24 protein-coding genes, 1 pseudogene and 1 other annotated feature are annotated in these 24,667 nt (G+C 36.6%); of the genes and pseudogenes, 3 read left to right on the top strand and 22 right to left on the bottom strand.

Annotated features, from left to right (window positions below):
* Positions 1-3 precede the first annotated feature (3 nt).
* From RSC39_RS05500 to RSC39_RS05485, 4 genes are all read right to left on the bottom strand, one after another.
* Positions 4-315 (bottom strand): GIY-YIG nuclease family protein, encoded by a 312-nt coding sequence (locus tag RSC39_RS05500; RefSeq protein WP_332535685.1) that lies wholly within the window; start codon positions 313-315, stop codon positions 4-6.
* Positions 308-1,489: a pyridoxal phosphate-dependent aminotransferase gene (locus RSC39_RS05495; protein WP_011835744.1), complete on the bottom strand. Its 1,182-nt coding sequence runs from the start codon at positions 1,487-1,489 to the stop codon at positions 308-310. The genes RSC39_RS05500 and RSC39_RS05495 overlap by 8 nt, the downstream gene beginning before the upstream one ends.
* Positions 1,486-1,929, bottom strand: a complete 444-nt coding sequence (locus tag RSC39_RS05490; RefSeq protein WP_011676846.1) for a DUF5590 domain-containing protein — start codon at positions 1,927-1,929, stop codon at positions 1,486-1,488. Before RSC39_RS05490 ends, RSC39_RS05495 begins: the two co-directional genes overlap by 4 nt.
* A gap of 135 nt (positions 1,930-2,064) precedes the next feature.
* Positions 2,065-4,440 carry a helicase C-terminal domain-containing protein gene (locus RSC39_RS05485; protein ID WP_332535682.1) on the bottom strand — a complete coding sequence of 792 codons (2,376 nt, stop codon included), beginning with the start codon at positions 4,438-4,440 and terminating at the stop codon, positions 2,065-2,067.
* A 247-nt stretch (positions 4,441-4,687) separates the two neighbouring features.
* On the opposite strand from RSC39_RS05485, the gene RSC39_RS05480 reads away from it, so the two are divergent.
* On the top strand, positions 4,688-5,125 hold the full coding sequence (locus RSC39_RS05480; protein WP_010906159.1) for a universal stress protein: 438 nt from the start codon (positions 4,688-4,690) through the stop codon (positions 5,123-5,125).
* A 170-nt stretch (positions 5,126-5,295) separates the two neighbouring features.
* Here the strand turns inward: RSC39_RS05480 and RSC39_RS05475 are convergent, their stop codons facing one another.
* The 8 genes from RSC39_RS05475 to infC all read right to left on the bottom strand — a co-directional run bounded on the left by RSC39_RS05475 (position 5,296) and on the right by infC (position 12,678).
* On the bottom strand, positions 5,296-7,098 hold the full coding sequence (locus RSC39_RS05475; RefSeq protein ID WP_332535680.1) for an oligopeptide ABC transporter substrate-binding protein: 1,803 nt from the start codon (positions 7,096-7,098) through the stop codon (positions 5,296-5,298).
* A gap of 112 nt (positions 7,099-7,210) precedes the next feature.
* The gene (locus RSC39_RS05470) at positions 7,211-8,095 is read right to left on the bottom strand and encodes an ABC transporter permease (RefSeq protein ID WP_021037800.1); all 885 of its coding nucleotides are present in this window, start codon (positions 8,093-8,095) and stop codon (positions 7,211-7,213) included.
* A 9-nt stretch (positions 8,096-8,104) separates the two neighbouring features.
* Complete coding sequence (locus RSC39_RS05465; RefSeq protein ID WP_011835749.1) at positions 8,105-9,064, bottom strand: ABC transporter permease; 960 nt, start codon at positions 9,062-9,064, stop codon at positions 8,105-8,107.
* On the bottom strand, positions 9,045-10,004 hold the full coding sequence (locus RSC39_RS05460) for an ATP-binding cassette domain-containing protein (protein WP_043735699.1): 960 nt from the start codon (positions 10,002-10,004) through the stop codon (positions 9,045-9,047). Before RSC39_RS05460 ends, RSC39_RS05465 begins: the two co-directional genes overlap by 20 nt.
* The gene (locus tag RSC39_RS05455; RefSeq protein WP_011676852.1) at positions 10,001-11,017 is read right to left on the bottom strand and encodes an ABC transporter ATP-binding protein; all 1,017 of its coding nucleotides are present in this window, start codon (positions 11,015-11,017) and stop codon (positions 10,001-10,003) included. Before RSC39_RS05455 ends, RSC39_RS05460 begins: the two co-directional genes overlap by 4 nt.
* A 214-nt stretch (positions 11,018-11,231) precedes the next feature.
* The gene (gene rplT / locus RSC39_RS05450) at positions 11,232-11,591 is read right to left on the bottom strand and encodes a 50S ribosomal protein L20 (protein ID WP_011835750.1); all 360 of its coding nucleotides are present in this window, start codon (positions 11,589-11,591) and stop codon (positions 11,232-11,234) included.
* A 264-nt stretch (positions 11,592-11,855) separates the two neighbouring features.
* Complete coding sequence (gene rpmI / locus RSC39_RS05445) at positions 11,856-12,056, bottom strand: 50S ribosomal protein L35 (protein WP_011676854.1); 201 nt, start codon at positions 12,054-12,056, stop codon at positions 11,856-11,858.
* 127 nt (positions 12,057-12,183) lie between these two features.
* The gene (infC, locus tag RSC39_RS05440) at positions 12,184-12,678 is read right to left on the bottom strand and encodes a translation initiation factor IF-3 (RefSeq protein ID WP_021165690.1); all 495 of its coding nucleotides are present in this window, start codon (positions 12,676-12,678) and stop codon (positions 12,184-12,186) included.
* 87 nt (positions 12,679-12,765) lie between these two features.
* Positions 12,766-12,891 (bottom strand) — a sequence feature (ribosomal protein L20 leader region).
* A gap of 249 nt (positions 12,892-13,140) precedes the next feature.
* Between infC and RSC39_RS05435 the strand changes: the two genes are divergently transcribed.
* Together RSC39_RS05435 and RSC39_RS05430 are read left to right on the top strand one after the other, a co-directional pair.
* Positions 13,141-13,269, top strand: a complete 129-nt coding sequence (locus RSC39_RS05435; protein ID WP_269199249.1) for a hypothetical protein — start codon at positions 13,141-13,143, stop codon at positions 13,267-13,269.
* A 30-nt stretch (positions 13,270-13,299) separates the two neighbouring features.
* On the top strand, positions 13,300-13,848 hold the full coding sequence (locus RSC39_RS05430; protein ID WP_332535674.1) for a hypothetical protein: 549 nt from the start codon (positions 13,300-13,302) through the stop codon (positions 13,846-13,848).
* Between the two features lie 27 nt (positions 13,849-13,875).
* Here RSC39_RS05430 and RSC39_RS05425 read toward each other — a convergent pair whose 3' ends face one another.
* From RSC39_RS05425 to pnp, 10 genes and pseudogenes are all read right to left on the bottom strand, one after another.
* Entirely contained in the window at positions 13,876-14,562 is a 687-nt protein-coding gene (locus RSC39_RS05425) for an HAD family hydrolase (protein WP_332535672.1), read from the bottom strand.
* A gap of 155 nt (positions 14,563-14,717) precedes the next feature.
* Positions 14,718-16,595, bottom strand: coding sequence for a tRNA uridine-5-carboxymethylaminomethyl(34) synthesis enzyme MnmG (gene mnmG / locus RSC39_RS05420; protein WP_332535670.1), 1,878 nt, complete (start codon positions 16,593-16,595; stop codon positions 14,718-14,720).
* A gap of 384 nt (positions 16,596-16,979) precedes the next feature.
* The gene (locus RSC39_RS05415; RefSeq protein ID WP_063282106.1) at positions 16,980-17,549 is read right to left on the bottom strand and encodes a hypothetical protein; all 570 of its coding nucleotides are present in this window, start codon (positions 17,547-17,549) and stop codon (positions 16,980-16,982) included.
* A gap of 132 nt (positions 17,550-17,681) precedes the next feature.
* A complete protein-coding gene (locus RSC39_RS05410) occupies positions 17,682-18,050 on the bottom strand; it encodes a DUF1033 family protein (protein ID WP_063282105.1) in 369 nt (122 codons plus the stop codon).
* 113 nt (positions 18,051-18,163) lie between these two features.
* Positions 18,164-18,565, bottom strand: a complete 402-nt coding sequence (locus tag RSC39_RS05405) for a Mini-ribonuclease 3 (protein WP_014735129.1) — start codon at positions 18,563-18,565, stop codon at positions 18,164-18,166.
* The gene (cysS, locus tag RSC39_RS05400; RefSeq protein ID WP_332535667.1) at positions 18,558-19,904 is read right to left on the bottom strand and encodes a cysteine--tRNA ligase; all 1,347 of its coding nucleotides are present in this window, start codon (positions 19,902-19,904) and stop codon (positions 18,558-18,560) included. Before cysS ends, RSC39_RS05405 begins: the two co-directional genes overlap by 8 nt.
* A 12-nt stretch (positions 19,905-19,916) precedes the next feature.
* Positions 19,917-20,510, bottom strand: coding sequence for a TMEM175 family protein (locus RSC39_RS05395; protein WP_332535665.1), 594 nt, complete (start codon positions 20,508-20,510; stop codon positions 19,917-19,919).
* Between the two features lie 13 nt (positions 20,511-20,523).
* The gene (gene cysE / locus RSC39_RS05390; RefSeq protein WP_011835759.1) at positions 20,524-21,123 is read right to left on the bottom strand and encodes a serine O-acetyltransferase; all 600 of its coding nucleotides are present in this window, start codon (positions 21,121-21,123) and stop codon (positions 20,524-20,526) included.
* A gap of 105 nt (positions 21,124-21,228) precedes the next feature.
* Positions 21,229-21,999, bottom strand: coding sequence for a hypothetical protein (locus RSC39_RS05385; RefSeq protein WP_332535662.1), 771 nt, complete (start codon positions 21,997-21,999; stop codon positions 21,229-21,231).
* 477 nt (positions 22,000-22,476) lie between these two features.
* A pseudogene (gene pnp, locus RSC39_RS05380) lies at positions 22,477-24,567 on the bottom strand (polyribonucleotide nucleotidyltransferase); the annotation flags it as partial.
* Positions 24,568-24,667 lie beyond the last annotated feature (100 nt).

Here is a 24,667-nt window from a genome sequence, read left to right as displayed (position 1 = left end):
ATTTTATGACTTTTCAAGCCAGATTTCTTTTAAGGTTTTTAAATCTTCTTTGAATTCTTTCGTCGTTTGAAGTTCATCTTTTTCTAGCTCTTCAAGAACTTCCAATTCAAAATCAGCCGTTTTTGCTGCTTTTTCAATGGCATAAGGCAAACCAATCCCAGTCTTTTTAGCAAATTCAAAACGATTTTTTACACCTGCTAAGTCTGGTGCTATGTCGATATAGCGTTCATTCGTTTCGAAATTCTTATAAGCAACAACTGCTCCAACTTTTTTTGAAAGTTTATAAGCTGATTTTGCTTCTTTTTTATCAATCATTCATCCAATCCTTTAATCTTGTTACTGCTGCTTCCAGAGTTTCAAGACTTGTTGCATAACTCAAACGAACATTTTCTGGAGAACCAAAACCTGCTCCTGTAACTAGAGCTACCCCAGCTTCTTCAAGAATGGCTGTCGTAAAATCAGTCACATCCGTATAGCCTTTCATCGCCATAGCCTTGGTCACTTTCGGGAACAAATAGAAAGCACCATTTGGTTTCACAAGTTCAAAACCAGGAACTTCTGAAAGTTGAAGATAAATTTTATTTAAGCGTTCTTCAAATGCAGCATGCATTTTCTCAAAACTTTTATCATTTTCTTCAAATGCCTCTATGGCAGCATATTGAGCAACAGCGGTCGGATTTGAAGTGGTTTGACTGGCAATTTTAGTCATTGCAGCAATAATTTCAGGATCACCTACGGCTAAACCAATTCGCCAACCAGTCATTGCAAATGTTTTAGAAACACCATTAATCACTGTCGTTCTGTTTCTGATTTCATCAGACAGGCTTGAAATTGCTGTAAATTCTGCTCCATTATAAACCAAACGATGATAGATATCATCGGCCAAAATCAATAAATCATGAGCAACTGCCCATTCTCCAATGGCTGTTAATTCTTCTTTAGAATAAATCATTCCTGTTGGATTTGAAGGCGAATTTAGTAATAAAATCTTAGTTTTGCTTGTTCTTGCTTTTTCTAATTGCTCAACCGTAACTTTAAAGTTATTTTCTTGCTTGGCTTCTACAATTACTGGATTCCCACCAGCCATTTTTACTTGGTCAACATAAGAAACCCAATAAGGTGCTGGTATGATTACCTCATCTAAAGGGTCAACAGTTGCCATAAAGTAAGCGTAGAGGGCAAACTTTGCCCCAGCCGTAATTAATATTTCGTTTGTTTGAATTTCATAAGCATAAAAACGTGTCCAATAATGTTGAACGGCTTTTTTAAGTTCTGGAAGTCCACCAGCTTGTGTATAAAAACTAGCTTGTCCATTATTTATCGCTTCGATGGCCGCTTGACCAATTTTTTTAGGAGTTGGAAAGTCTGGTTGACCAAGGGTCAAGTCGATAATATCTCGTCCTTGTGCTTTTAATGCTTTGGCACGATTGGCCGCCGCAAGGGTCACAGACTCATCCATTTTTAATACAAAATCAGAACATTTTTTCATATCAACTCTTTTCCTGACTCAAAGTCATAAACTTTAAATCCATTGCTATTATTTACTTCCCAGGCTGGTTTCCCTTTGTAAAGCGCTAAAACAACTGATTTGGTATCTTTAGTCGTTAGGCTTGCAGGTGAAACCCCCTCAGATAATTGTACCTCTTTGATTTTACCAGATTTTTTTGGAATTAAAATTCCAACTTCTTGGTTCGCTTTATTGAGCCCGACAATTGAATAAGTCACAGTATCTGTAGACGCAATATCAAATCCCGTCGCTTTGACTAAATCTGTTTTGTCTTTAGCAATATTTATCGCTTGCGCTCGCACAGAATGATAGGGATTCAGACTTTTCCAAAAGAAAAGGCCGATAGACAAATAAATGGCTAAAATTATCACTAAAATTCCGATTATAATTTGCGAATGTCGAGTCATTTTCCGCTTTTTCATTTTTTTCTTCTTTCAAAATTTGAGCAAATCTTTTTCAAAGATATTTCAAGCTATTTATTAGTAAAAACCTCTTATGATTGGTCAAAAATAATTTGTCCAATCTCCCATTTTAAGTTTTTGCTTAAACATGTTTTATTATATCAAAAAATTCTTGATTTCGCTGATTGTGTCAAGTAAATTCAGCATTTTTACAGGTAAAGCTTCTGAGAGATTTTTCCGCATTCTTTTGGCATAGGATTTCCCACCAAGACGTTTATCTAATACAACAATACTTGAGTACTGATTTTTTCGCCGATTCACTCGACCAATTGCTTGACGCATTTTTAACGTCGCCATGGGAACGTTGAAGTCATAAAAAGGATTTTCAAATTTTTTAGCATATTTTTTAGTTAAAATATCATCAGGTGTCGCAAAGGGCAATCTTGGTATAACCAGAATCACTTGGTTTTGCTTATCAAAATCAACACCCTCCCAAAAAGAGCCGAGTCCTAATAAAATTTTTCCTTCACCCTTATCAAATTTTTTCTTGATTTGAGCTGGACTTCCATTAATATCTTGTGCTAAAATATCAAATCCTTCAGCGGATAATTTTTCAGCAACAAAAGTTAATGACATTTTTGAAGTAAATAAAACAACAATTGGGAGATTCAACTTGGCAAGTTCTGCAATGGTATCAGCTGTATAGTCTGCGTAATCAATCAAACTTACATTTTTGATATTAGGAGCATCTGCCACTGTCAATAATTCTTGATTGGTGGCTTGACTAGCTTCAATTTTGAAAAATCGATAATCTTTAAAACCAAGTAATTCTGGAAAAGAGGGTTTATCTTTAGATAGAGAAAGTGTCGCTCCCAACATGAACAATTTAGTTTCTTTGGGAATCAGACGCTCAAAATTATAAAAATCTTGGTCGCTACTATAAAGTATGCCATTTTCACGCCAAACTATCTGATTATCAGCTTCCAAAAGTGCTGATAGTTCTGTCAGCCCGAGTTCATCAGCGTCTATTTTTATTTTACTTAAGTCAAGTTCTTTTTTATTGAGCTGAAAAACAAGACTTTCTTGAAGACGTTTAGTCAGTTGCGGATTTTCACTTGATTCAGAGTCAATTTTTAAGAGTTCATCCGTAATTTTTATACTTTTCTGACCAGCATTTTCCATGATTGGAAATAGTTGTTGAGCCTCATCGACGACAAGCACCCGATTTTCCAAAAAAGTTTCTGGATAATCTGCTAAACGTTCAATCAGATAAGCATGATTCACTACTTTAATTTCAGCTTGTTCTGCTTCTTTTTGAGCTCTCAACCAAAAATCTTGTTCATAATGAAAATGTTTAGTGTTGACATAACCGTCGTGGCGAATGCCATCAAAATAATCATCATTTGTCATGACTTTTGAAACTTCATCCAATTCGCCCGTTTTTGTTTCTGTCAGCCAAATTAAAATCTTCATCTTGAAAATTTCAAAATTTTTGCCATCTGTATTATTTAATAAGAGTTCAGAAAATTTTCTCAAGGAAATGTAGTTTTTGGTTCCTACAATTTTGGCCATTTTAAGACCAAATGTTTCTGCAAGTTTTGGAGCAACATCATTCACCAATTGCTTTTGGAGAACTTTTGTTGCTGTTGAAACAACAATTCGTTGACCTGCTGCTACTAAGGGTAGTAAGTAACCATAAGTTTTCCCAAGTCCTGTCGGAGCCTCAATAAAACTTGCTTGTAAATGTGTAAGCTCTGTTTCCATTAAATGAGCTAATTTTTCTTGCTTTGAGCGAGAAGATAAGCCCAATCTACTGATGTTTTCTGAAAAATTTGCTGACAAGTCTGTCAGTGGACTTTTTTTACTGACAGAAGATTTAAACTTACGAGTCGCAATATTATGAACCACTTTAAAAGCAGCTGGTCGAATTTTTGTTTTATCTAACTGTTCTTGTAAGAAGCTTTTACTTTCAAAAAGTAAATTATCTGAATGTCTGAGCAATTCTTCTAAAACACTTCTTGGCAGTTTTTGGATTTTTTCTTCTATTCTTATTAATAATTCTGCCGTTGCATAAGCATCAGAAACCGCAGCATGCGGATGGTCATGAGCTAAGTCTAATTTTTCGCTTAGCGCTTCTAACCCATATTTTTCAAAAGTTGGATAGAAAACACGCGCCAAATCAACCGTGTCAACGCGTAACATTTCATTAAATTCTAAACCAGCATTAAGAAAACTTTTTTCTAAAAGTCCATAATCAAACCGAGCATTATGAGCAACAAAAACACTATCCGTCAGCAGTTTTCTCACCTCTGAGGCAACTTCTGAAAAATCGGGGGCACTTTTTAATTGCTTATCTGACAAACCAGTTAACTCACTAATCCTTGGAAGCAAAGGTTCATGCGGATTTACTTCTGTGGAATAAGTTTCAACAATTTTTCCACCTTCAACAAGCGCAATCCCAATCTGTATAATTTTATTTTCACTACTATGAGCATCGGTCGCTTCCAGATCCACCACAGCATATCGAGTCATATTTTTCACCTATTTCTTACAGTTTTCTTCAATAACCACTCACAAATTTTACTGACAGAAACTCCAGATTGACTTAAGTCCATTTAGAAATAATTTTGAATCTTTGTCAGTAATTTTTGAACATTGTTTTGAAGAAATTCACTTTATCAATTATACCATAAACCTTTTTTTAACAGTTTTCTTTTTACAAATTGACAAAATAAGAGTAAAATTAAAATATAGATAAAAACTTATGAAGGAGTCGCCTATGTTAGATAACTATAAGAAAATCCTTGTTGGTATTGATGGTTCGGTAGAAGCTACTAAAGCCTTTGACAAAGCAGTCGCAACAGCACTTCGTAACGATGCTGAACTCGTTATCGCTAACGTCATTGACCTTCGTGCCTTCCAATCTATCTCAGCTTATGATTCAGTTGTTGCTGATGATACACACAAAGGTGCTGAAAATCTCATTAATGACTTTGCTGATGAAGCAAAAAAAGCTGGTGTCAAAAAGGTTAAAACTCGTGTTGAGTTTGGTTCTCCAAAAGTAATGCTCGGACAAACTCTTCCTAAAGAAGAAGAAATTAGTCTAATCGTTCTTGGAGCTACTGGTCTTTCTTACATTGAGCGTATCTTTATCGGCTCCGTGGCGGACTACATTATCAAGAATGCGCCTTGTGACGTACTCGTTGTCCGCCAATAAAAAATTTACACCTTCAACAAATAAAATCACTGACAAAATTCTGTCAGTGATTTTTTCTTTTTATAAAACAAAAGAAATTCAAATCATAGACTTGAATTTCTTTGACTTTAGATTGCGAACTAAAGTGAGGGTATTTTTACAAAAAAACTTGTAAACATAGTTAATTAAAATTATTTGGTAGCCATCTTATTAGAAGAGACTCCAATTTCTGACCAAAGCTTCATATCCCCATAGTCAAGTGTCATTCCAACCACACGTTTGTTGACAGGAGTATAGTTCAACATATAATCAGTTGGAATGACATAAGCTTTAGTATTCATATCTTTTTGATATTTAATAAAGGCTGCTTTACGATAAGTTACATTTTCCGACTTGGTAGAGTCAATATCATTCAAATCTTTAGTGATTTGTGGGTCGTTAAAGTGACCCATATTGTAAGGGGCTGCTGCTGAGAACAAATCTTGTTGAGAAGGTTCTCCTGAAAGCGACCAAGCCCCGTCGGTAATATCCCAGTCATTTGCTCCTGGAGGAGTCGTCATGTGGTCAACCCAAGAGTTGAATTCCATCAATTTTCCTTTATAAAGGCTGACTTTCGCACCAATCTTCTTCCATTGTTGGATATAGTTTTGAGCGATGGTTTCTTGATTGGAATCTCCTTGACAAGCGGCATAGACAAGCGATAATTCTTTCCCATCTTTTTCACGGTAGCCTGTAGACTTATTGAGTTTCCAACCATCTGCATCCAAAAGTTTATTGGCCTTGTCAAGATTTTGTTTTTCATAACCTTTGACTGATGAACTTGTAAACTGTTTAAAGATGGGTGGGATAAGTCCATTTGCTGGTGTTCTCAATCCATTTGAAAACTTCGCATCAACCTCTGCGACATTACGAGCATAGCCAATCGCTTGACGGACATTTTGGTCTTGTAATGGTGTTTTACGGTCTTGAACATTGATTGATTTATTCGTGTCATAATGTCCCAAATTGTAGTACATCAATGAGATATAAAGTTGCTGTTGTCCCAACACCTTATACCCTTTAAGATTCTTAACCTGTTTGTACTGACTAGGAGTCATCTGATTGATAAAGTCATATTTACCAGATGAGAGAGCAGCAACTGATTTATTTGTTGAAACTGTCTCATAGGTGATAGAGTTTAATTTTGGTTTTTCACCCCAATAATATGGATTTGGTACATATTTGATTGATTCGCCAACGACAACATTTGCTGGTTTGAAAGGACCTGTGACTAATGGTTTGGTTGTCGTTTTTGGACTTGAAGCCAAGTCTTTAGGCGCCACGTCTTTCAAGTATTGATAAGGAGTCACTGTTTCAAGGAAATAGCCATTTCCTGTTTGAGTCATTCCTGGTGTCATTGCTTTAAATTGAATCTTGATAACTTTACCATTTTCACCATCTGGGAAAGTGATGCCTGAGATTGTTTTTGCTTTACCTGCATGATAATCACTCAAACCAACGATATTGGCTAAAGAATCAGTCCAACGGTCAGAGCCGTAGGCAGGGTTGGCAGTAACTTCATAAGTAAATTCATAGTCTTTAGCCGTAACTTGCGAGCCATCAGACCATTTCAAATCTTTACGCAAGGTAATTGTTGCCGTCTTTGCGCTATTATCAAGACTGACATTCGCAGGACCACCATTGATAAATTTAAATGAGCTGTTCGTAAAGAAGATTCCATCTTGTCCACCTGCAGGACTAGACATGGTACCAAAAGTCGCATCATCTGAAAGTCCAGCTAGCCATTCAGCTTTCATTGGGGAGTCACTTTGATAAGCGATTTTTAAGTTTCCACCTTTGATAGCCTTATCTGGATTTTTGTAAGCCACATCAAAACTTCCGGCTTTTAATTTTGTAGTGCTTGTACTTGAGCTTTGGTTGGAGCCACAAGCACTCAAGAGTGCAGTTGCTAAAACTGCAGTCGTTGCCAATAAAGTTATATTCAATTTTTTCATGTTAATTTTCTCCCGAAAAATTAAGTTTTATTTCTAGTTTAACTAGAATGTTTAGATTATATCACTAAATTTATTTTTGTCAAACTATTTTTTATATTCTGATATTTTTATTTTATCTTACTGCTTGTCTTTGGTCAGCAACGCGTCTTAGTGCATTACCGATGAAAATAATTGCAAGGACCACAATCAAGATGACTACCGTTGCTGGAACCCAAGTCCAAGGTTTGTCAGTCATCGTTTCTGGGTTCGTTGCCTCACTAATCATCGTCCCCAAAGAAGGAGTCCCTGCAGGAAGTCCGAATCCCAAGAAAGAAAGTCCTGTTTCTAGCCCAATATTTCCGGCAAAGACTAAAGTAGACTCAGCGATAACCAAAGTCGATAAGTTAGGCCAGATTTCTCGGAACATAATTTTTAAATTTGAAGTTCCCGAAGTCTTAGAAGCCCGAACATAGTCTCGATTAACCTCTGTCAATGTTTTTGCCCGAATCAGACGTGTTGTTCCTATCCAACTAAAGATACTAATAATCCAAATCAAGGACCAAGCATTAAATCGCGGAATAATAGTTACAAAAACGATAATAATCATCAAGTTAGGTAAAATCATCCAAAAATCGGTGAAACGCATGAAGATTAAATCAAACCTTCCCCCATAATACCCCGTGATCACCCCTAAAACATTCCCGACAACTAAGGTAATCAAAGTCACTGCAAAGGCGATATTAAAGGAATTCCGCGCACTAATCATTAGCATCATGATGATATCGCGTCCACCATTATCCGTTCCCAGCAAATGACCATTGGTCAAAGGCGCCAGATACTGGTCCATGATATTGACATCAACATAATTTGCTTGCTTGAGAAACATCGAGTAGATATAAACTGTCAAAAAGACAACTAAAAGGAAAATTGTTGAAATCAATGCCAATTTATCATGTTTGAGTTCTTCTTTGATTGAGTGAATCAATGATAGAGAATTTTTTTGTTTTTTTTCTGACATTTTCACTCCTTACTGAATCCGAATTCGAGGGTCAACAATTGCCATGATAATATCTGACAAGAGGGCCCCTAATAAGCCTAGAAAACCATTTAACAAAATCAGAGCCGTAATCATTGAATAATCTCGACCAGTGATTGAGGTAATAAAAAGTTGACCCAAACCAGGATAGCCGAAAATCGTTTCTGCAAATATTGCCCCTCCTAAAAGTCCCGTAATTACAAAACCAAAGTTTGCCGCAATCGGTAGTGAAGCGTTTCTCAAGATATGTCGAGTGAAAATCACTCTTTCCTTCACTCCTTTAGCTCGCGCCGTTCGCACATAATCCTGCGTTTCTTCATCCAAAATCCCTGAACGGAAATAAGTGAATATCGCGACTGTTCCAAAAACTGCCAAGCTAAAAGCTGGAAGAATCATGTGATAGATTCGACTAAAAAAGACGGCGACAAAACCAACAGCATTTGGACTCACTGTTCCACCCGTTGGAAACCAGCCTAAACTATAACCAAAGATAAAAATCATGACCAAATAGAAAACATAAGGTGGAATACCAAAAGTAATCGAGTTATATGTCAACCATAAACGGTCTTGCCATTTTCCCTCATGACGGGCTGCAACGATAGACATTGGCACAGCAAATAAATAGGTCAAAATCACAGAAAGAAGCGACATCCAAAAAGTATTAACTGCTCGTTGACCAATGACAGTAGTGACAGGCTCTTTGAGATTATAAGACATCCCCAAATTTCCATGAATCGCATGTCCCAACCATCTGAGATATTGTTCCCACCAAGGGTCGTACAGGCCAGCTGCACGCCTTAAAGCTTCAATTTCGTGTGGATCTGTATGTGGCCCAATTAAACCAGAAAAAGGGTCACCTGGCATCAATTTAGCAAAGAAGAAAACAAGAATACTCAGGATAAATAGTTGCGGAATCATCAATAAAACACGTCTAATAATTACTTTCCACATTTTCCCCTCCTTTTGGTAAAGCTGCCCAGTGTGTTTTACTTAATTCTTGTAAGGGCAGAGCGCGTCCCTCCTTATCATAAAAAATTGATTTTTTAGTTTCAAATTCTTGTTCCACTTCTAATCGTTTCGACCTATTTTCCCTTCTTCTTGAGACATCGATAGAAGGAATAGCAGATAATAAACGTTTTGTGTAAATATGCTCGGCATGTTCAAAAATATCCTTTCGCGTTCCTTTTTCTACAATTCGTCCATTGTGCATGACCGCAATATTATCCGTCATATGTCGCACAACTCCCAAATCATGAGAAATGAACAAAAAAGCGATTCCCAAATCTTTCTGAATGAGTTTCATAAAGTTTAGAACCTGAGCCTGAACAGACAAATCAAGAGCAGAGACAGGCTCATCGGCCACAATTAATTTAGGATTGGTCGCAACTGCCCGAGCTATTCCAATCCGTTGTTGTTGCCCTCCTGAAAATTGAAAGGGATATTGACTTAAAGTTTGTTTGGGTAAGCCCACAATATCCAATAGTTCAAGTATCCTTTTATTTTCTGAATTTGGATCCAATTTTTCAAAATTTCTAATCGGTTCAGCAATAATATCATAAATATTTTTACGAGGATTAAGGCTGGAAAAGGCATCCTGAAAAATCATTTGTACATCTTTGTTATACTTGAGCTGATTTCTTATTTTCTTCTTGCTGACATCTTGCCCCTTGTAAATCAATTTCCCTGAGGTCATTTGCTCTAGTCCGACGATTGTTTTTCCAATCGTTGTCTTTCCTGAACCAGACTCACCAACCAGTCCAACTGTCTCTCCCTCATGAATGGTCAAATCTACTCCATCAACTGCCGTTACATTATCTGTTACCCGATTAAAGAAACCTGAACGAATCGGGTAATAAACTTTTAAGTCTTTTAGACTAAGAATTTCGCTCACCTCTCACCTCCTTTAACGGTTTGATTTGGGAAATCAAAGTTTTCCCAAGCACTTCCTCGAACCAAATGATTTGGAGAAATTTCAGTCATCTCATTTGAAATTATCTTTTTAGCCTCTTCTTTCATCCAAGGTACGCGTGCAAGAAATAAATCTTTATCATATTCGATTTCAGATAACGAAGGAACATTTCCCGGTATCACGTACAAGTCATCTGAAACAGTCTCGGCCGAAGGGTTTGAGCGTAAAAGTGACCTTGTGTAAGGGTGTTTAGGATTGTTGAAGAGTTCTTCGACAGATGCTTTTTCGACTAATTGTCCCGCATACATGACGGCCACCGTATCAGCGACTTCTGCCACTACTCCCAAATCATGAGTAATCAAAATAACTCCTGCATTTTTCTTCTTTTGTACATCTAATATCAAATCTAAAATTTGAGCTTGAATCGTAACATCTAAAGCTGTTGTTGGTTCATCAGCAATAATCAAATCTGGGTCATTGGCTATTGCTATCGCAATCATCACCCGCTGTCGCATTCCTCCTGATAGCTGATGTGGGAATTGATTGGCAACACGCTTAGAATTTGGAATCCCAACCTGTTCTAAGAGCTGGAAAGTTCTACTTTCATATTGGCTTTCTGGATAAACTTCATGTACTGCTAGCATTTCCATGACTTGTTGACCAATTTTCATCAACGGATTCAAAGCAGTTAAAGGATTTTGAAAAATCATCCCTACCTTAGTTCCTCGAAGTTTTGACATCGAATCTCCAGTTTTGCCAACCACTTCTTCACCATCTAATAAAATGGAACCTTTGATTTGAGTTTGGTTAGGATTATGTAAACCCATTACTGCTGTTGCAAAAGTAGACTTTCCAGAGCCTGATTCCCCAACAATTGCCAAAACCTCGCCGTGTTTAACCGTTAAATCAATATCATAAATTGCTTTTTGCAATTTTCCAGCAATCCGAAAAGCAACGCTTACTTGTTTAGCCACTAAAATATTATTATTTTCCACAGTAACCTCCAAATTGTATCTTTTTTCGTACACTACGTAATTTATTGCTATCACGTTACTTTTGTTTCAAAAAGATGATTTACGGTATTATAATCCTTTTTATTGAATTTTGCAATAATTTAGCATATTCCAAATAAAAAAACTATCTTCTCAGATAGAATTTGATATAAAATAAAAAAACTCTGCTAGAAAACTAGCAGAGTTTTTAAGTTAATTATTTAGCCAAAGCTTTTTTTGCTTCTTCAGCAAGTGCAGTAAATGCAGCAGCATCAGCGATTGCGATGTCAGCAAGCATTTTACGGTTCACTTCGATGTCAGCTAATTTCAAACCGTGCATCAATTTGCTGTATGAAAGACCATTCATACGAGCAGCTGCATTGATACGTGCAATCCATAATTTACGGAAGTCGCGTTTCTTTTGACGACGATCGCGGAATGCATAGTAGTATGAATTCATGACTTGCTCTTTAGCAGTCTTGAAGAGTCTATGTTTAGCTCCGTAGTAACCTTTAGCGAGCTTTAAAATACGTTTACGGCGTTTGCGAGTTGCAACGCTACCTTTAACACGTGCCATGTGTGTTCTCCTTTAATTCTTAGTAGATTTCATTTTTGTCTTTGAAGACAAGTTTATTTTTTTATTTGAGTTGGAACAAGAATTTTATAATCAACTGTTTAGAGAACTCTCTAAAATCAGATGAGTTATTCCATAGTCTCCCTTAGTCGCTTACGCTCCTATAGGGATTGCTCCAATGCAGCGAACCGTGTTCGCTTAACGCATTGTCCGCCTATCGAAGCTGTGCTTCGATGTATGGCGATTGCTCCTTGAAATAAGCTTTGCTTATTTCATAGTCGCAACCATGCGACGGATACGTTTGAAGTCACCTTTAGAAACCATAGAAGCTTTACGAAGTTGACGACGTTGTTTTACAGATTTACCGTGGAAACGGTGAGAAGTGTAAGCGCGGAAGCGTTTAAGTCCGCCGTTACCTGTACGTTTGAAACGTTTAGCAGATGCGCGGTGAGTTTTTTGTTTTGGCATTGTAATTCTCCTTAATTTATATCAGTTAGCAGAAGATGAATTCTGCTTTCTTTATTCTTAAAGCACTAGTCTAAAGAATAAAGACTTGAAAGGCTACCCTTTCGAGACGAGCTTATCTTGTACAGACCTATTTTTTTATAGGAGCAAGTTGCAAGAACATTTGACGCCCATCCATTTTGGCTCTTTGTTCAACGACAGCAACTTCTTTTGTTGCTTCCGCGAACTTGTCCATTACTTGACGACCCACATCTTGGTGAGTAATCATCCGACCTTTAAATCGGATTGAAACCTTAACTTTATCGCCTTTTTCAAGGAACTTGATGGCTTGGCGAAGCTTTGTATCAAAGTCGTTTTGGTCAATAACTGGTGACAAACGGACTTCTTTTACAGAAACAACTGCTTGTTTTTTCTTTGCTTCTTTTTGTTTTTTCTTTTGCTCAAACATGAATTTTGTATAATCCATAATTTTGGCAACAGGTGGTTCTTGATTTGAAATTAAAACCAAGTCCATGTTAAGATTTTCAGCTTGCATTAGCGCCTCAGACGTTGGTGTGACACCTAATTGTTCACCCTCAGCGCCAATGAGACGAACCTCACGAGCACGGATTGCACCGTTCATCATAGGTTTTCTATTGTCTTGTTTAGCTATGTTCGTTCTCCTTCTAATATGATGTGAAAGTTGGCTAAAATTTAGCTCAACTTCTTTTTTAAAGAAAAACAAAAGCGGAACGACAATCTCGCCCCGCTCATGAAAACATTCGTTTTTGAATAATTCCATTTGTTTGCCCAGGGCTATAACCTCTAAGGCGAGAAGCGGGTGCTTCTGCTTTTCAACTCTATTATTCTATCAATTATTTTAGAACTTGTCAAGCCCTAATTCTTTATCAACTTTTGACTGATTGTTTTAGATGACTTTTAAGATTAATTTTATTATTTAGATATATATATAATACAATTTTAGAATATTAGGCCAGCCCTTATTACTAGCATTTTATTATCTTCAAAATACATCATATCATTTAGCAAAATGATAATTAAATGATAAAATGATTATAATAAAATAAAAATACGAAAGGAGAATAAAATGGCAGATACGCAACTCATTACGATTTCTAATATCAGCAATACTACCACTACTCAACATCTCAAAACTTATCAAGTGATGCCTGATAATTCTCTACGCACACTCAGAGAACCCTCTTCATCAAATTGATTTCCATATAATATAGAAAGGAAGACTTCTATGGCTGCACTTGATTTAACTCATCTTACTGATAACATAAAAAAAACAAAGAATTGGTCTATTCATCGTAAAAAGATGTATGCAATGGGATTAATGCATGAACTTTATATCACTGATGGTTCTCTTGATGCTGAGCATTCCATTATTCCTGCAAGTGATCGATTATTAACTGCTCAACTGGTCAGTGAAGTTCTTGACCAACTTATCGAATATGATGAAATCACAATTTTTGAAGAAATGGTTGAAAAAAGTGAATCGATCAATGCTAAGCTTCAATTTTCCCATATTCTAACTTTTAATGATGAAGCCGGGATACAATATATTTTAAATTCCAATAGCTGGTTAAAGATTTTAAATGACTCAAAGGACTTAGCGCTTGTCATTACTGGAAATCTTGTAGGAAATTTTACATTTTTTATTGAGAAATCAAATGGAGTTTTTGAAAAGAAATGTATCACTTTCAGTAAGAATGGAATCTATAGATTAACCCATGCGCCAGTCGGGCAAATCTATTTGACTACTAATGCTTTAAAAATTGATAAAAATTAAAAAACGATTATTAATCGTTTTTTTATCTTATAATGAATTAAATAATTCTTGAATTGTTTCAAACTCATAGTCAGCAATGGTTCCTTTTTCTGACCCAATATAGGCTGTTTGAAGTCCTAAATCTTTAGCTGGCTTTATATCATGTTCTAGTAAATCTCCAACCATTAAGGTTTCACTGGCTTTGAAATTTTCCTTGTTCAGTAAATTTGTAAAAGCACGCGCGTCTGGTTTTAAATAGCCTGTTTCTCCTGAAATATAAACTGGAAATAATTCTTCAACATTTGAACGCCGTAATTTCTCTCTTTGTTCAACACGTCCACCATTACTTAATAGTGCAAGTTGATATTTTTTTGAAAGATTTTTCAAATTTTGAATGAGTTGCTCATCAGGTTCTATCAACTCAAATAATCTGTTCAAAAAATTTTTGAAGAAAGCCCTAAGATAAATTTCATCAATTTCCAAGTCAAAATATTCGAGAGTCAAGCGTAATCTTTCTTCTCTTAACTCTTCAATGGTCATCTGTCTTTGATGAACTTGGGGCCAGAGCAATTCATCAAATTCGTGATATTTCTCCATAAAATGATTGAGTCCCTGATCAGTAAATGGGCCTAATTGTTCTGAAAAAAGTTGTCGGTGGGCTAATTCCCAATATTTTTTTTTAAAAGGGAAAAGTGTATTGTCCCAATCAAAAATAATGTTTTTTATTTCTGTCATCTATTTCCCTCATTCCATATTTAAGCCTATTTTATCAGCTTTTGATTTATTCTACAAGAAAAAAAGTTACTGATGAAAAGTTGAGTCTAGTCCTAAGTGATTAAAACACAAGGACTCTCCTCTAACTTTTCTATCAGTAACTTTTTAATTCTAAATTATTTTCCTTCAAGATAAACCATGAGAATACTAATATCAGCTGGATTTACACCTGAAATTCGGCTGGCTTGTCCGAGTGTTTCTGGATTTATTTTTTTGAATTTTTGACGAGCCTCGGTAGCGATGGAATCTAACTTATCCCAATCCATATTTTTAGGAATTCGTTTTGCTTCCAAGCGATGCATTTTGTCCACTTGGTCCATTGCTTTTTTGATGTAACCTTCGTAAGTAATTTCAGTTTCAATCAATTCAATGACTGTGCGGTCAATTACTTCTGGTGCTTGTCCAATGAAATCAATCACTTCATCATAATGAACTTCTGGTCGTTTCAAAAATTCGGCACCTGTCAGTGCATCTTTGATTGGACCAAAGCCCAATTTTCCTAATTTTTCTTGAGTATCAGGCAAAGGTTTGAGTTTTTCCGAATTGAGTCGTTTCATTTCTCGGTCAAATTGAGCCATTTTAGCTTGGTAATGCTCCCATTGTGCATCTGAAACGAGACCAACTTGACGTCCGATTTCTGTCAAGCGGCGGTCAGCATTATCATGACGAAGTATCAAACGGTACTCAGCCCGTGAAGTCAAGAGGCGATAAGGTTCTAAAGTCCCTTTGGTTACCAAATCATCAATCATTACACCGATATAAGCTTCACTGCGTTTAAGAATAAATTCTGGTTTTCCTTGAATCTTAAGAGCGGCATTTATTCCGGCAACCAAACCTTGCCCAGCCGCTTCTTCATAACCTGAAGTTCCATTTGTTTGTCCGGCTGTAAATAGACCTGAAATCAATTTCGTTTCAAGAGTAGGACGGAGTTGATGAGGCATCACCACATCATATTCTATGGCATAACCTGGACGCATCATCTTAGCATTTTCGAGTCCTGGAATTGATTTTACTAAATCAAATTGAACATCTTCAGGCATTGAAGTTGAAAGTCCACCGATATAAACTTCTTCTGTATTGCGTCCTTCTGGTTCAAGAAAGAGTTGATGACGAGGTTTGTCAGCAAAACGAGTAATTTTGTCTTCTATGGATGGGCAATAGCGAGGACCTACTCCTTTAACAATACCAGAAAAAAGTGGTGCACGGTGCAAATTATCACGCAAAATCGTATGACTGTTTTCTGTAGTATAGGTCAACCAGCAAGGAATTTGGTCTTTTAGATAATCCTCGTCAGAGCTCATAAAGCTAAAATGATTTGGCGCTTCATCTCCTGGTTGGATTTCTGTTTTATCGTAATCAATTGAACTTGCCAAAACTCGTGGTGGTGTTCCAGTTTTAAAACGACCAATTTCAAAACCAATTTCACGTAAATTATCTGCTAAACCAATTGATGAAAGAGAATTATTTGGTCCAGAAGAATACTTCAATTCACCGATGATAATTTCCCCACGTAAAGCTGTTCCAGTCGTGATGATGACAGCCTTGACCCCGTATTGTGTTCCTGTTGATGTCCGAACACCAATAACTTTTTGCTTTTCTTCATCAAGGATGAGTTCTTCAACCATTCCCTGACGAAGCGTCAAGTTTTCTTGGTCAGAAACGGTATTTTTCATTGAAGCAGCATATTCATCTTTATCTGCTTGGGCACGGAGGGCACGAACTGCTGGACCTTTCCCTGTATTAAGCATCTTCATTTGAATATAGGTCTTGTCAATATTGCGTCCCATTTCCCCACCTAGGGCATCAATTTCTCTGACAACAATTCCTTTAGCTGAGCCACCAATTGATGGATTACATGGCATAAAGGCAACCATGTTAAGATTAATCGTCATCAGTAACGTTTTAGAACCCATGCGTGCAGCCGCAAGCGAAGCTTCAACACCCGCATGTCCTCCTCCGATGACGATGACATCATAATTTTCTTGAAAATTCATTTTTTACTACGAATTTTTTAAAATTCGCCTTTCTTTTTATTTTGATAAAAGTTCTTGCAAAACTGCTGACAGAACTGCCAAACTTACTGACAATTCTTTTATCTAACGATTTAATGCTCACTCTTTGTACACATTAAACATAAATATTTTGCAAATAAAAAAGCCAAAGCTGTGAAAAATATGTCAAAAAATCCTCTCATCAGTTACTGAAAGAAAATCAATAAATTGACCCTCCTATCAGTAATTTTTAAAAGTTTTTTGTCATATTTTCCCGAGCTTTGACCATCGAGTTCTTATCTAAGATAATGATATTTTAACTCATTTTATCATTTTTTTCAAGACTATTTTCTTTTCATTTTCAAAATCACGTAAATCTATTACTATTTACAAAATTTCTTCCAATTCTCGATATAAAACTTGTCCAAGAATATCTTGTGCCGAGAGATAATCGTCAAAAAGAATAATTCGGTCTTTTTTCTTATCTGTAGGGTCATACTGCCCAGCAAAATCAATCTTACCATTAGCCAACCTGACAGGAATAGCACTTCCTCGAGGATAAACTCCTAAAACTTTCCCTGAATCCTGTCCTTCTATCATCAATTTTAAATAGGGCAGTTCATTTTCAGAAGTCACTCCTGCTACTTTCAATTCATACTGGATATCATCAAGAGTTGCCGAAGGCCCTGAAATAACGATATTTTTCAACTGATGACTTTTACTTTCCCAAAGACCTGATAATGTTAAAAAGTTTCCTTGTTTGATCTCTCTGGTATTTAATTTAAGGCCAGTAGACTTTGTTTCTTCTTTATTTTCAATCGAACTTTTATGTATATTTGTTTCATTCGATAATGAATGCTCTTTAGATTGTTCTCGGACATTGTGAAATAATGCCAGTCCCAAAATTATGATTAGTAATATTAAAAATCCATCTAATATAATTAATGGTTTCCTCATAGCCCCTCCTAACATTAGATTTATATTATAAAATAATTATATTATAATTTCAACTTTCTTACCACTAAAATGCTCACAGTCATTTTACAAAAGAAAAAGAAAGTTTTCCTAAAAAGTAAACTTTCTCATTTTTTAATTTTCGTTTTTCATTGAACAGAATCGTTCAGGAAGCTCTCCTGATTTTTTACTATAACCTGAACGTTTTTTCTCGAAAGGAATCGCATGCCAATCTTCAAGCAAAGCAATACTGTGATAACGTTGCAAATAGCCTACACAATCTTCACACCACTCTTCATCACCATTTTGCCAAAATGCGGTTTGTAATCCTGACTTACTAGTGAATTCTTTAAAATTCTCAGCCATCTCAAACCATTCTTTTTTGTACCATTTTAAAGCTTTATAAAAATCATCAAATTCGTCTACTGAAACTATATCTTCTTTCCAGCCTTCAAAGAACCACCATGGCTCATCGGTGCCGTACATTGTAACTACTCTATACATCTCTTCTTCTTTCCGCTGTTTTTTTCTTTGTATCTTTGCATACCTATTCTAGCGGATTTTTTTATTTTTTTAAAATAATTTGCTTAATACTTTTTTCTGTCAGACAGTAATCTTTAGGCTGTATCTTTTTCGATTGTTTCGACACAAAAATTCCAAAATTCTTTAAGACGCTCATTTTCTTGTGTCAAGTGAAGAATCCCAACGACGGCTTCAAAACCAGTTGAAATCCGATAAGTGACAACATCGGTATTTTTGGCCGTAGTTTTAGAGTGAGCGTTACGTCCTCTTTTGAAATATGTGAGTTCATATTCCGTAAGAAAATCAACTTCTTCCATGGCTCTGATGATTTTTGCTTGCGCTTTAGCTGACACAAATTTTGTGGCATTTTTTTGAAGGAAAGCGGGTTTTGTCAGCCCTTTTTCTAACAAGTAATCGCGGACAAAAACTTCAAATATTGCATCCCCCACATAGGCAAGGGCAATTCCATTTAAAAGTTCTGCTTGTTGCTTATTCACGATGCCACCGTACCCCGTCTTTTGTATCTTCAAGAACAATTCCTTGAGCTTTCAGAGCATCACGAATTTCATCTGATTTCGCAAAATCACGGACTTCTCGTGCCAATTGTCTCGCTTCAATCATCGCTTCGATTTCACTATCTAAACTTTGTTCAATTTCAAATTTTATGCCTAATATTTCTAAAACCTGATCAAAGAATGCTTTGACCTCAGCTCCCCCATTTCCTTTATTGACCCATGAAACAAAGTCATAAAAAACAGTCATTCCATTAGCAATGTTGAAATCTTCATCCATAGCAACCACAAAATCATTTCTAAAAGTTGTCAAAGCCGATAGATTGGATTCAGCTTGGTCATCCAAATGTCGGTAAGCATTTTCTATTTTTTTAATGTTATTTTCTGCTTCTGTCAGTGCATCATCAGTAAAATTAAGCGGTCTTCTGTAATGAGTTGTTGCCAAAAAGAAACGTAAAATTTGTGGGTCAACAACTTGAAGTAATTCATGGACAGTTGTGAAATTTCCTAATGATTTGGACATTTTTTCACCATCAACATTGACAAAACCATTGTGCATCCAATAGTTAACAAATTTTTGGCCTGTTTTTGCTTCAGATTGTGCAATTTCATTAGTATGGTGAGGAAATTCTAAATCTGCTCCCCCTCCATGAATATCAATCGTTTCACCCAATAACGAAGTTGACATAACAGAACATTCAATATGCCAACCCGGACGTCCTGCTCCCCAAGGGGCTTGCCACGAAACTTCATCAGCTTTTACAGATTTCCAAAGGGCGAAATCGGCTGGTGATTCTTTTAATTTAGTTTCCTCATCCGTACGTCCAGAAGCCCCTGCAAGTAAATCTGCAAGGTTTTTATTTGCCAATTTAGCGTAATCTTTTGATTTAGCTACACGGAAATACACATCACCCTCAGAAATATAAGCGTAGTCCTTATCCAAAAGTTCTTGAATAAAATCAATCATCGCTTCGATAAATTCCGTTGCTTTTGGATTTTGGCTGGCTCTTTTGATATTTAAGGCGTCAGTATCTTCGTAAAAGGCAGCAATATAGCGCTCAGAAAAATCCGTTGTGGTCATGTTCGCAGCTTTTGCACCGTTAATAATTTTATCATCAACATCTGTGAAATTAGAGATATATTCAACTTCAAATCCCCGAAATTCCAAATATTTTCTGACTAAATCAAAAGCAACAACTGAGCGAGCATTTCCCACATGGATGTAATTATAAACGGTCGGTCCGCAGACATACATTTTAACTTTTCCAGGTTCAATTGGTTGAAAATCTTCTAGCTGTCGACTATAAGTGTTATATATTTTCATTCTATTTCCTTCTTAATCTTCATCATAAACAATTGAGGTTACAAGAGAACGTATTGGTAGATAGAGCAGTGGTATTCCTGTATAAGCAGAATAACCAAGACTCGAAATCACAATAGCAATCACTGACATAGCTAACAAATCCCAAGGTTTGCGTGCCTGATGCCTATTGATTTTTACTTCGTTTAAACGATAAGCAGCTTTGATAATCAAAGAAGCAAACCGTGAGGTCACAATAATATATATAACATAGACTATTGTAAAATAAGCGGGATGACTACCATTATCAGTTTGAGTCATAAAGGGGAAAAGTGAAACAAGCATGAGAAAAATCGTATAGGCGAATATCTGCCAACCACTCATTTTCTTTATCCGTCCAAAAAACTTACTAAACTGAAAATAATATGAAGCAACAACTAGAAAACTCACAAAGAAAATAATGAGTGAACTACTTGTTTCACGAAAATCATAATGATTAGTTCCAATAAATTTTGGCAAAGGAATCTCTAAAACCATAATCGTCGCAATAATAGACATTACCGCATCAGTAAACGATTTTAAAGTGCTAAGCATATGTCCTTCATAAACAGCTACTTTTCTCTTTTTCACTTCTCATTCCTCCTCACAAATGTGACGAATGATAGCTCGCTTCACGTTGCTCTTCAAGATTTGTAATCCGTTCCAAATCCTTTTTACCTTTAACTCGAACAACTTTTGCGGGAATGCCGACAACAGTAACCTCGGCTGGAACATCTGTTACCACAACAGCACTTGCTCCTACCTTTGCATTCATCCCAACTTCGATTGGGCCCAAAAGCTGTGAATGGGCCGAAATCAAGGCACCTTGTCTAATGGTTGGATGCCGTTTCCCCTTGTCTTTACCCGTTCCACCCAGGGTCACTCCGTGATAGAGTTTTACATCGGATTCTACAATCGCCGTTTCACCAATGACTAAACCTGAACCATGGTCGATAAAAACCCCATGAGCAATTTCAGCTCCTGGATGAATTTCAATTTGCGTCCAAAAGCGCCAAAATTGGGAATGCATCCGGGCTAAAAGTTTCAAATTATGGCGCCAAAGAAAATGTGAAATTCGGTGAGCCGCAAGTGCTTTTACTCCCGGATAGGTCAACAACACTTCTAATGCCGTTCGAGCGGCTGGGTCATTTTCCTTGGTCACCCGAATTGCTTCAGACCAAAAACCTTTCTTTTTTTCTTTCATTTTTTCCTACTTCGCTAAAAAATACTTACAGTAATTATACCATAAGCATTGTGGGCCTTGTTGTTAAAAAAATGCTGCCGAGACTTAATTACTCTGTTAATTCATTTAATCTCTTGCCAATTCTTCCCAAGTAACCATTGAATTTTGAACTTCTTCTTGTGAAAAATCCAAAGGATTTACAGTAATTCCAAGGCTTTTTCCTAAATCATTCATTGTTTCAGCATCTGATTTCAACAATTCATCAAGTTTCAAAAGTAATACTTGGCCATTGTTTTCTTTAAAGGCTTGACTAAAATAATCTTCATTATGCCATTTAGCCAAACTGTCTAAGTTATCAAAAACAGGAAGATATTCTTCATTTTCTTGATTGATTAAATTTGGAAAAGTTCTTTGATTCGTTGTAGTCACAAAAGCTGGTACGAAGTAATATTTTTCTCTTTGTTCAGCAGAAGTGTTTTCTGGACTGAAAACTTTATTCAAAATTTCCGTATAATGAATCAAAAATTGCATTAATTCCGGTGTTCCGAAATAAACCGTATTTCCTTTATCTTCATCTTGAGGCAATTTGGGATTGATTGCCAAAATATCAATATCAGTTTCCATTAACTGATCCAATATCTCAATCAATGAGTGAAGTTCCCATTCTGTTTCAAAATCTGTCAGTTCTGACAGAAAAACTTCCAAGTCTTCTTCTGTTGTAAAGACAGGTAAAGCCTTATGGTCTTCAATCGGAACAAAAAAGACTGATTTTGGGGCGAGTACTGGGAATTGGTGAAAAGCATAGACCAAGGACAAATCTTCCATAAATGATCCTGGATTTGCTAATGAGACACGCAGACGTTCATCCAATTCTGTATTAAGGTTATAATTAGACATATTTTTTGCTGACAGACCTGTCAGTGATTACTTACAAGCTAAGTAAACAAATAATTTACTGACAAATTTAAGATTATTCCTCGCCTGTTTCTGTCATAACGTAACCTTCGGCGCTTTGCCTTTATTTCATTCGCTTGAGCGGATAGAAAAAGTGACAACACAGTACGAAATGCCTAGAGAACACTTAGGAATAGGCTAGTATTTTCATCAGTAAATTTTTAGCTTTTTTAGGTCTATTTTTACAGCTTTTCCATTTTAAATTTCAGTTTATTCTGGCTTTTTAGTTGAAAGCTCTGGAAACTCATGGTCAACGTGTGATTTGCGTTCACGAAGTTCAAAACTATGATTTCCGCTATTGTTGTTATGGTTATTACGATCGTTATTGCGACGATCGAATCCATTTCCATTACGACGGTCCTTATTATCACGACGTTCACGTGGTTTACGCTCAGGTTCAACATAGCCTTCTGGTTTTTCAACCAAAGCACGCATTGACGCATCAACACGTCCTTTATCATCAATCTTCATGATTTTCACTTTAACTACATCGCCTAGTTTCATGACATCTTCAACTTTGGCCGTACGTGCCCAAGCCATTTCTGAAATGTGAACCATAGCATCTTGTTTGCCAAAGAGATTGACAAAGGCACCAAAACTTTCGATACGAACCACTTTTGCTTCATAAACTTCGCCAACTTTTGCTTCACGGACAAGTTCAGCAATGATTTCTTTAGCACGATCAATCGCTGATTGGTCAGAAGAGAAAATTGAACAAAGTCCTTCATCATCAATGTCAATTTTAACCCCAGTTTCTGCGATAATTTTATCGATTTGTTCGCCACCTTTACCGATGACCACTTTAATCTTATCTACAGGAATCGTAATTGTATCAATTTTAGGAGCAGACGGCGCCAATTCTTCACGCGGTTGCGCAATTGTTGCTTCAATCACGTCTAAGATTTGGAAGCGAGCAGTTTTGGCTTGAGCAAGAGCTTCGGCAAGAATTTCTGGTGTAATTCCAGAAATCTTAATATCCATTTGGAGAGCAGTAATTCCTTCACGAGTTCCCGCAACCTTAAAGTCCATATCACCAAAATGGTCTTCAAGTCCTTGAATGTCGGTCAAAACAGTATAGTTCGTTCCATCCGAAATCAAGCCCATAGCAATTCCAGCAACTGGCGCTTTAATTGGCACACCCCCAGCCATCAGTGCAAGTGTTCCCGCACAAATTGAAGCTTGTGATGAAGAACCATTTGATTCCAATACCTCAGCAACTAAACGAATAGCATAAGGGAATTCTTCCAAAGAAGGAAGGACTTGTTCTAAAGCCCGTTCTCCGAGTGCTCCGTGACCAATTTCACGTCGACCTGGTGCCCCGTAACGTCCAGTTTCACCAACAGAATATTGTGGGAAATTGTAGTGGTGCATGAATCGTTTTTTATATTCATCATTCAAACCATCAATGATTTGTGCTTCATTCATTGGTGCCAAAGTCAATGTTGACAATGCTTGGGTTTGACCACGAGTAAATAAACCTGTCCCATGTGTAATATTACGTGGAGTAAAGTCAATTTCAGCATCAAGCGGACGAATTTCATCAATTTTACGTCCATCAGGACGGATTTTATCTTCGGTAATCAGACGCCGAACTTCTGCATGTTCCATTCCTTCAAGAATTTCAGCAAGATCACGCAAAATGATTGATAGATTTTCATCATTCTCATATTTTGCACTGTAAACAGAAATTATCGCCTCTTTAACTGCTTTTGTCGCAGATTCACGCGCTAATTTTTCTTCAACTTGAACGGCTTTTTGTAAATCTGAATTGTAAGCTGCAATAACTTCGGCTTTCAAATCTTCATCAACATGCAAAAGTTCAACTTCAGCTTTTTCTTTTCCAACTTTCGCAACAATTTCATTTTGAAATTCGATTAATTCTTTAACAGCATTATGTCCAGCTAAAAGTGCACCAAGCATCACTTCTTCTGACAATTCCTTTGCCCCAGACTCAACCATGTTAATGGCATTAATGTTTCCAGCAACAGAAAGTTCCAAACTTGAAGCCTCTTTTTCTGCAACAGTTGGATTGATGATATATTTTCCGTCAATATAAGCAACTTCAACACCAGCAATTGGACCATCAAATGGAATATCAGAAATTGCCAGAGCAAGAGATGAACCAAACATTGCTGCCACACGACCAGACGCATTTTCATCATAAGAAAGGACAGTATTGATTACTTGTACTTCATTACGAAAACCTTCGGCAAACATTGGACGAATTGGACGGTCAATCAAACGAGCTGTCAAAGTCGCATCTGTTGAAGGACGCGCTTCACGTTTGTTAAAACCTCCTGGAAATTTTCCTGCAGCATACATTTTTTCTTCATAATTCACTTGTAGTGGGAAGAAATCACCTGTAGCCATTTTACCCATTGTAGCAGCTGTCAAAACTGTTGTATCTCCATAACGTACAACTATAGCTCCATTTGCTTGTTTTGCAACTTGACCTGTTTCAACAGTTAAAGTTCGTCCTGCAAATTCGATTGAAAATGTTTCTTTTGCCAATGTTATTCTCCTTGACTTGAAATGCTTAGAATTTTTTCTAACAGTCCAGTCTCCTGCTTTTGCATTATTTTTAGTCTACGTGTTTCTAAACAAAAATCAA

Source organism: Lactococcus sp., assembly GCF_036648155.1.
GTDB lineage: Bacteria > Bacillota > Bacilli > Lactobacillales > Streptococcaceae > Lactococcus > Lactococcus cremoris.
This window is presented reverse-complemented; position numbering and strand designations above follow the sequence as displayed.

Coding starts and splice junctions, on each gene's coding strand:
- RSC39_RS05465 (WP_011835749.1), bottom strand. CDS start 9,064: ATGTGGAAAGTAATTATTAGACGTGTTTTATTGATGATTCCGCAACTA.
- RSC39_RS05410 (WP_063282105.1), bottom strand. CDS start 18,050: ATGTATAGAGTAGTTACAATGTACGGCACCGATGAGCCATGGTGGTTC.
- RSC39_RS05500 (WP_332535685.1), bottom strand. CDS start 315: ATGATTGATAAAAAAGAAGCAAAATCAGCTTATAAACTTTCAAAAAAA.
- RSC39_RS05480 (WP_010906159.1), top strand. CDS start 4,688: ATGTTAGATAACTATAAGAAAATCCTTGTTGGTATTGATGGTTCGGTA.
- cysS (WP_332535667.1), bottom strand. CDS start 19,904: ATGAAAATATATAACACTTATAGTCGACAGCTAGAAGATTTTCAACCA.
- rpmI (WP_011676854.1), bottom strand. CDS start 12,056: ATGCCAAAACAAAAAACTCACCGCGCATCTGCTAAACGTTTCAAACGT.
- mnmG (WP_332535670.1), bottom strand. CDS start 16,595: ATGAATTTTCAAGAAAATTATGATGTCATCGTCATCGGAGGAGGACAT.
- RSC39_RS05490 (WP_011676846.1), bottom strand. CDS start 1,929: ATGAAAAAGCGGAAAATGACTCGACATTCGCAAATTATAATCGGAATT.
- cysE (WP_011835759.1), bottom strand. CDS start 21,123: ATGAAAGAAAAAAAGAAAGGTTTTTGGTCTGAAGCAATTCGGGTGACC.
- RSC39_RS05430 (WP_332535674.1), top strand. CDS start 13,300: ATGGCTGCACTTGATTTAACTCATCTTACTGATAACATAAAAAAAACA.
- RSC39_RS05495 (WP_011835744.1), bottom strand. CDS start 1,489: ATGAAAAAATGTTCTGATTTTGTATTAAAAATGGATGAGTCTGTGACC.
- infC (WP_021165690.1), bottom strand. CDS start 12,678: ATGATGAACGGTGCAATCCGTGCTCGTGAGGTTCGTCTCATTGGCGCT.
- RSC39_RS05435 (WP_269199249.1), top strand. CDS start 13,141: ATGGCAGATACGCAACTCATTACGATTTCTAATATCAGCAATACTACC.
- rplT (WP_011835750.1), bottom strand. CDS start 11,591: ATGGCACGTGTTAAAGGTAGCGTTGCAACTCGCAAACGCCGTAAACGT.
- RSC39_RS05485 (WP_332535682.1), bottom strand. CDS start 4,440: ATGACTCGATATGCTGTGGTGGATCTGGAAGCGACCGATGCTCATAGT.
- RSC39_RS05475 (WP_332535680.1), bottom strand. CDS start 7,098: ATGAAAAAATTGAATATAACTTTATTGGCAACGACTGCAGTTTTAGCA.
- RSC39_RS05425 (WP_332535672.1), bottom strand. CDS start 14,562: ATGACAGAAATAAAAAACATTATTTTTGATTGGGACAATACACTTTTC.
- RSC39_RS05385 (WP_332535662.1), bottom strand. CDS start 21,999: ATGTCTAATTATAACCTTAATACAGAATTGGATGAACGTCTGCGTGTC.
- RSC39_RS05470 (WP_021037800.1), bottom strand. CDS start 8,095: ATGTCAGAAAAAAAACAAAAAAATTCTCTATCATTGATTCACTCAATC.
- RSC39_RS05415 (WP_063282106.1), bottom strand. CDS start 17,549: ATGAGGAAACCATTAATTATATTAGATGGATTTTTAATATTACTAATC.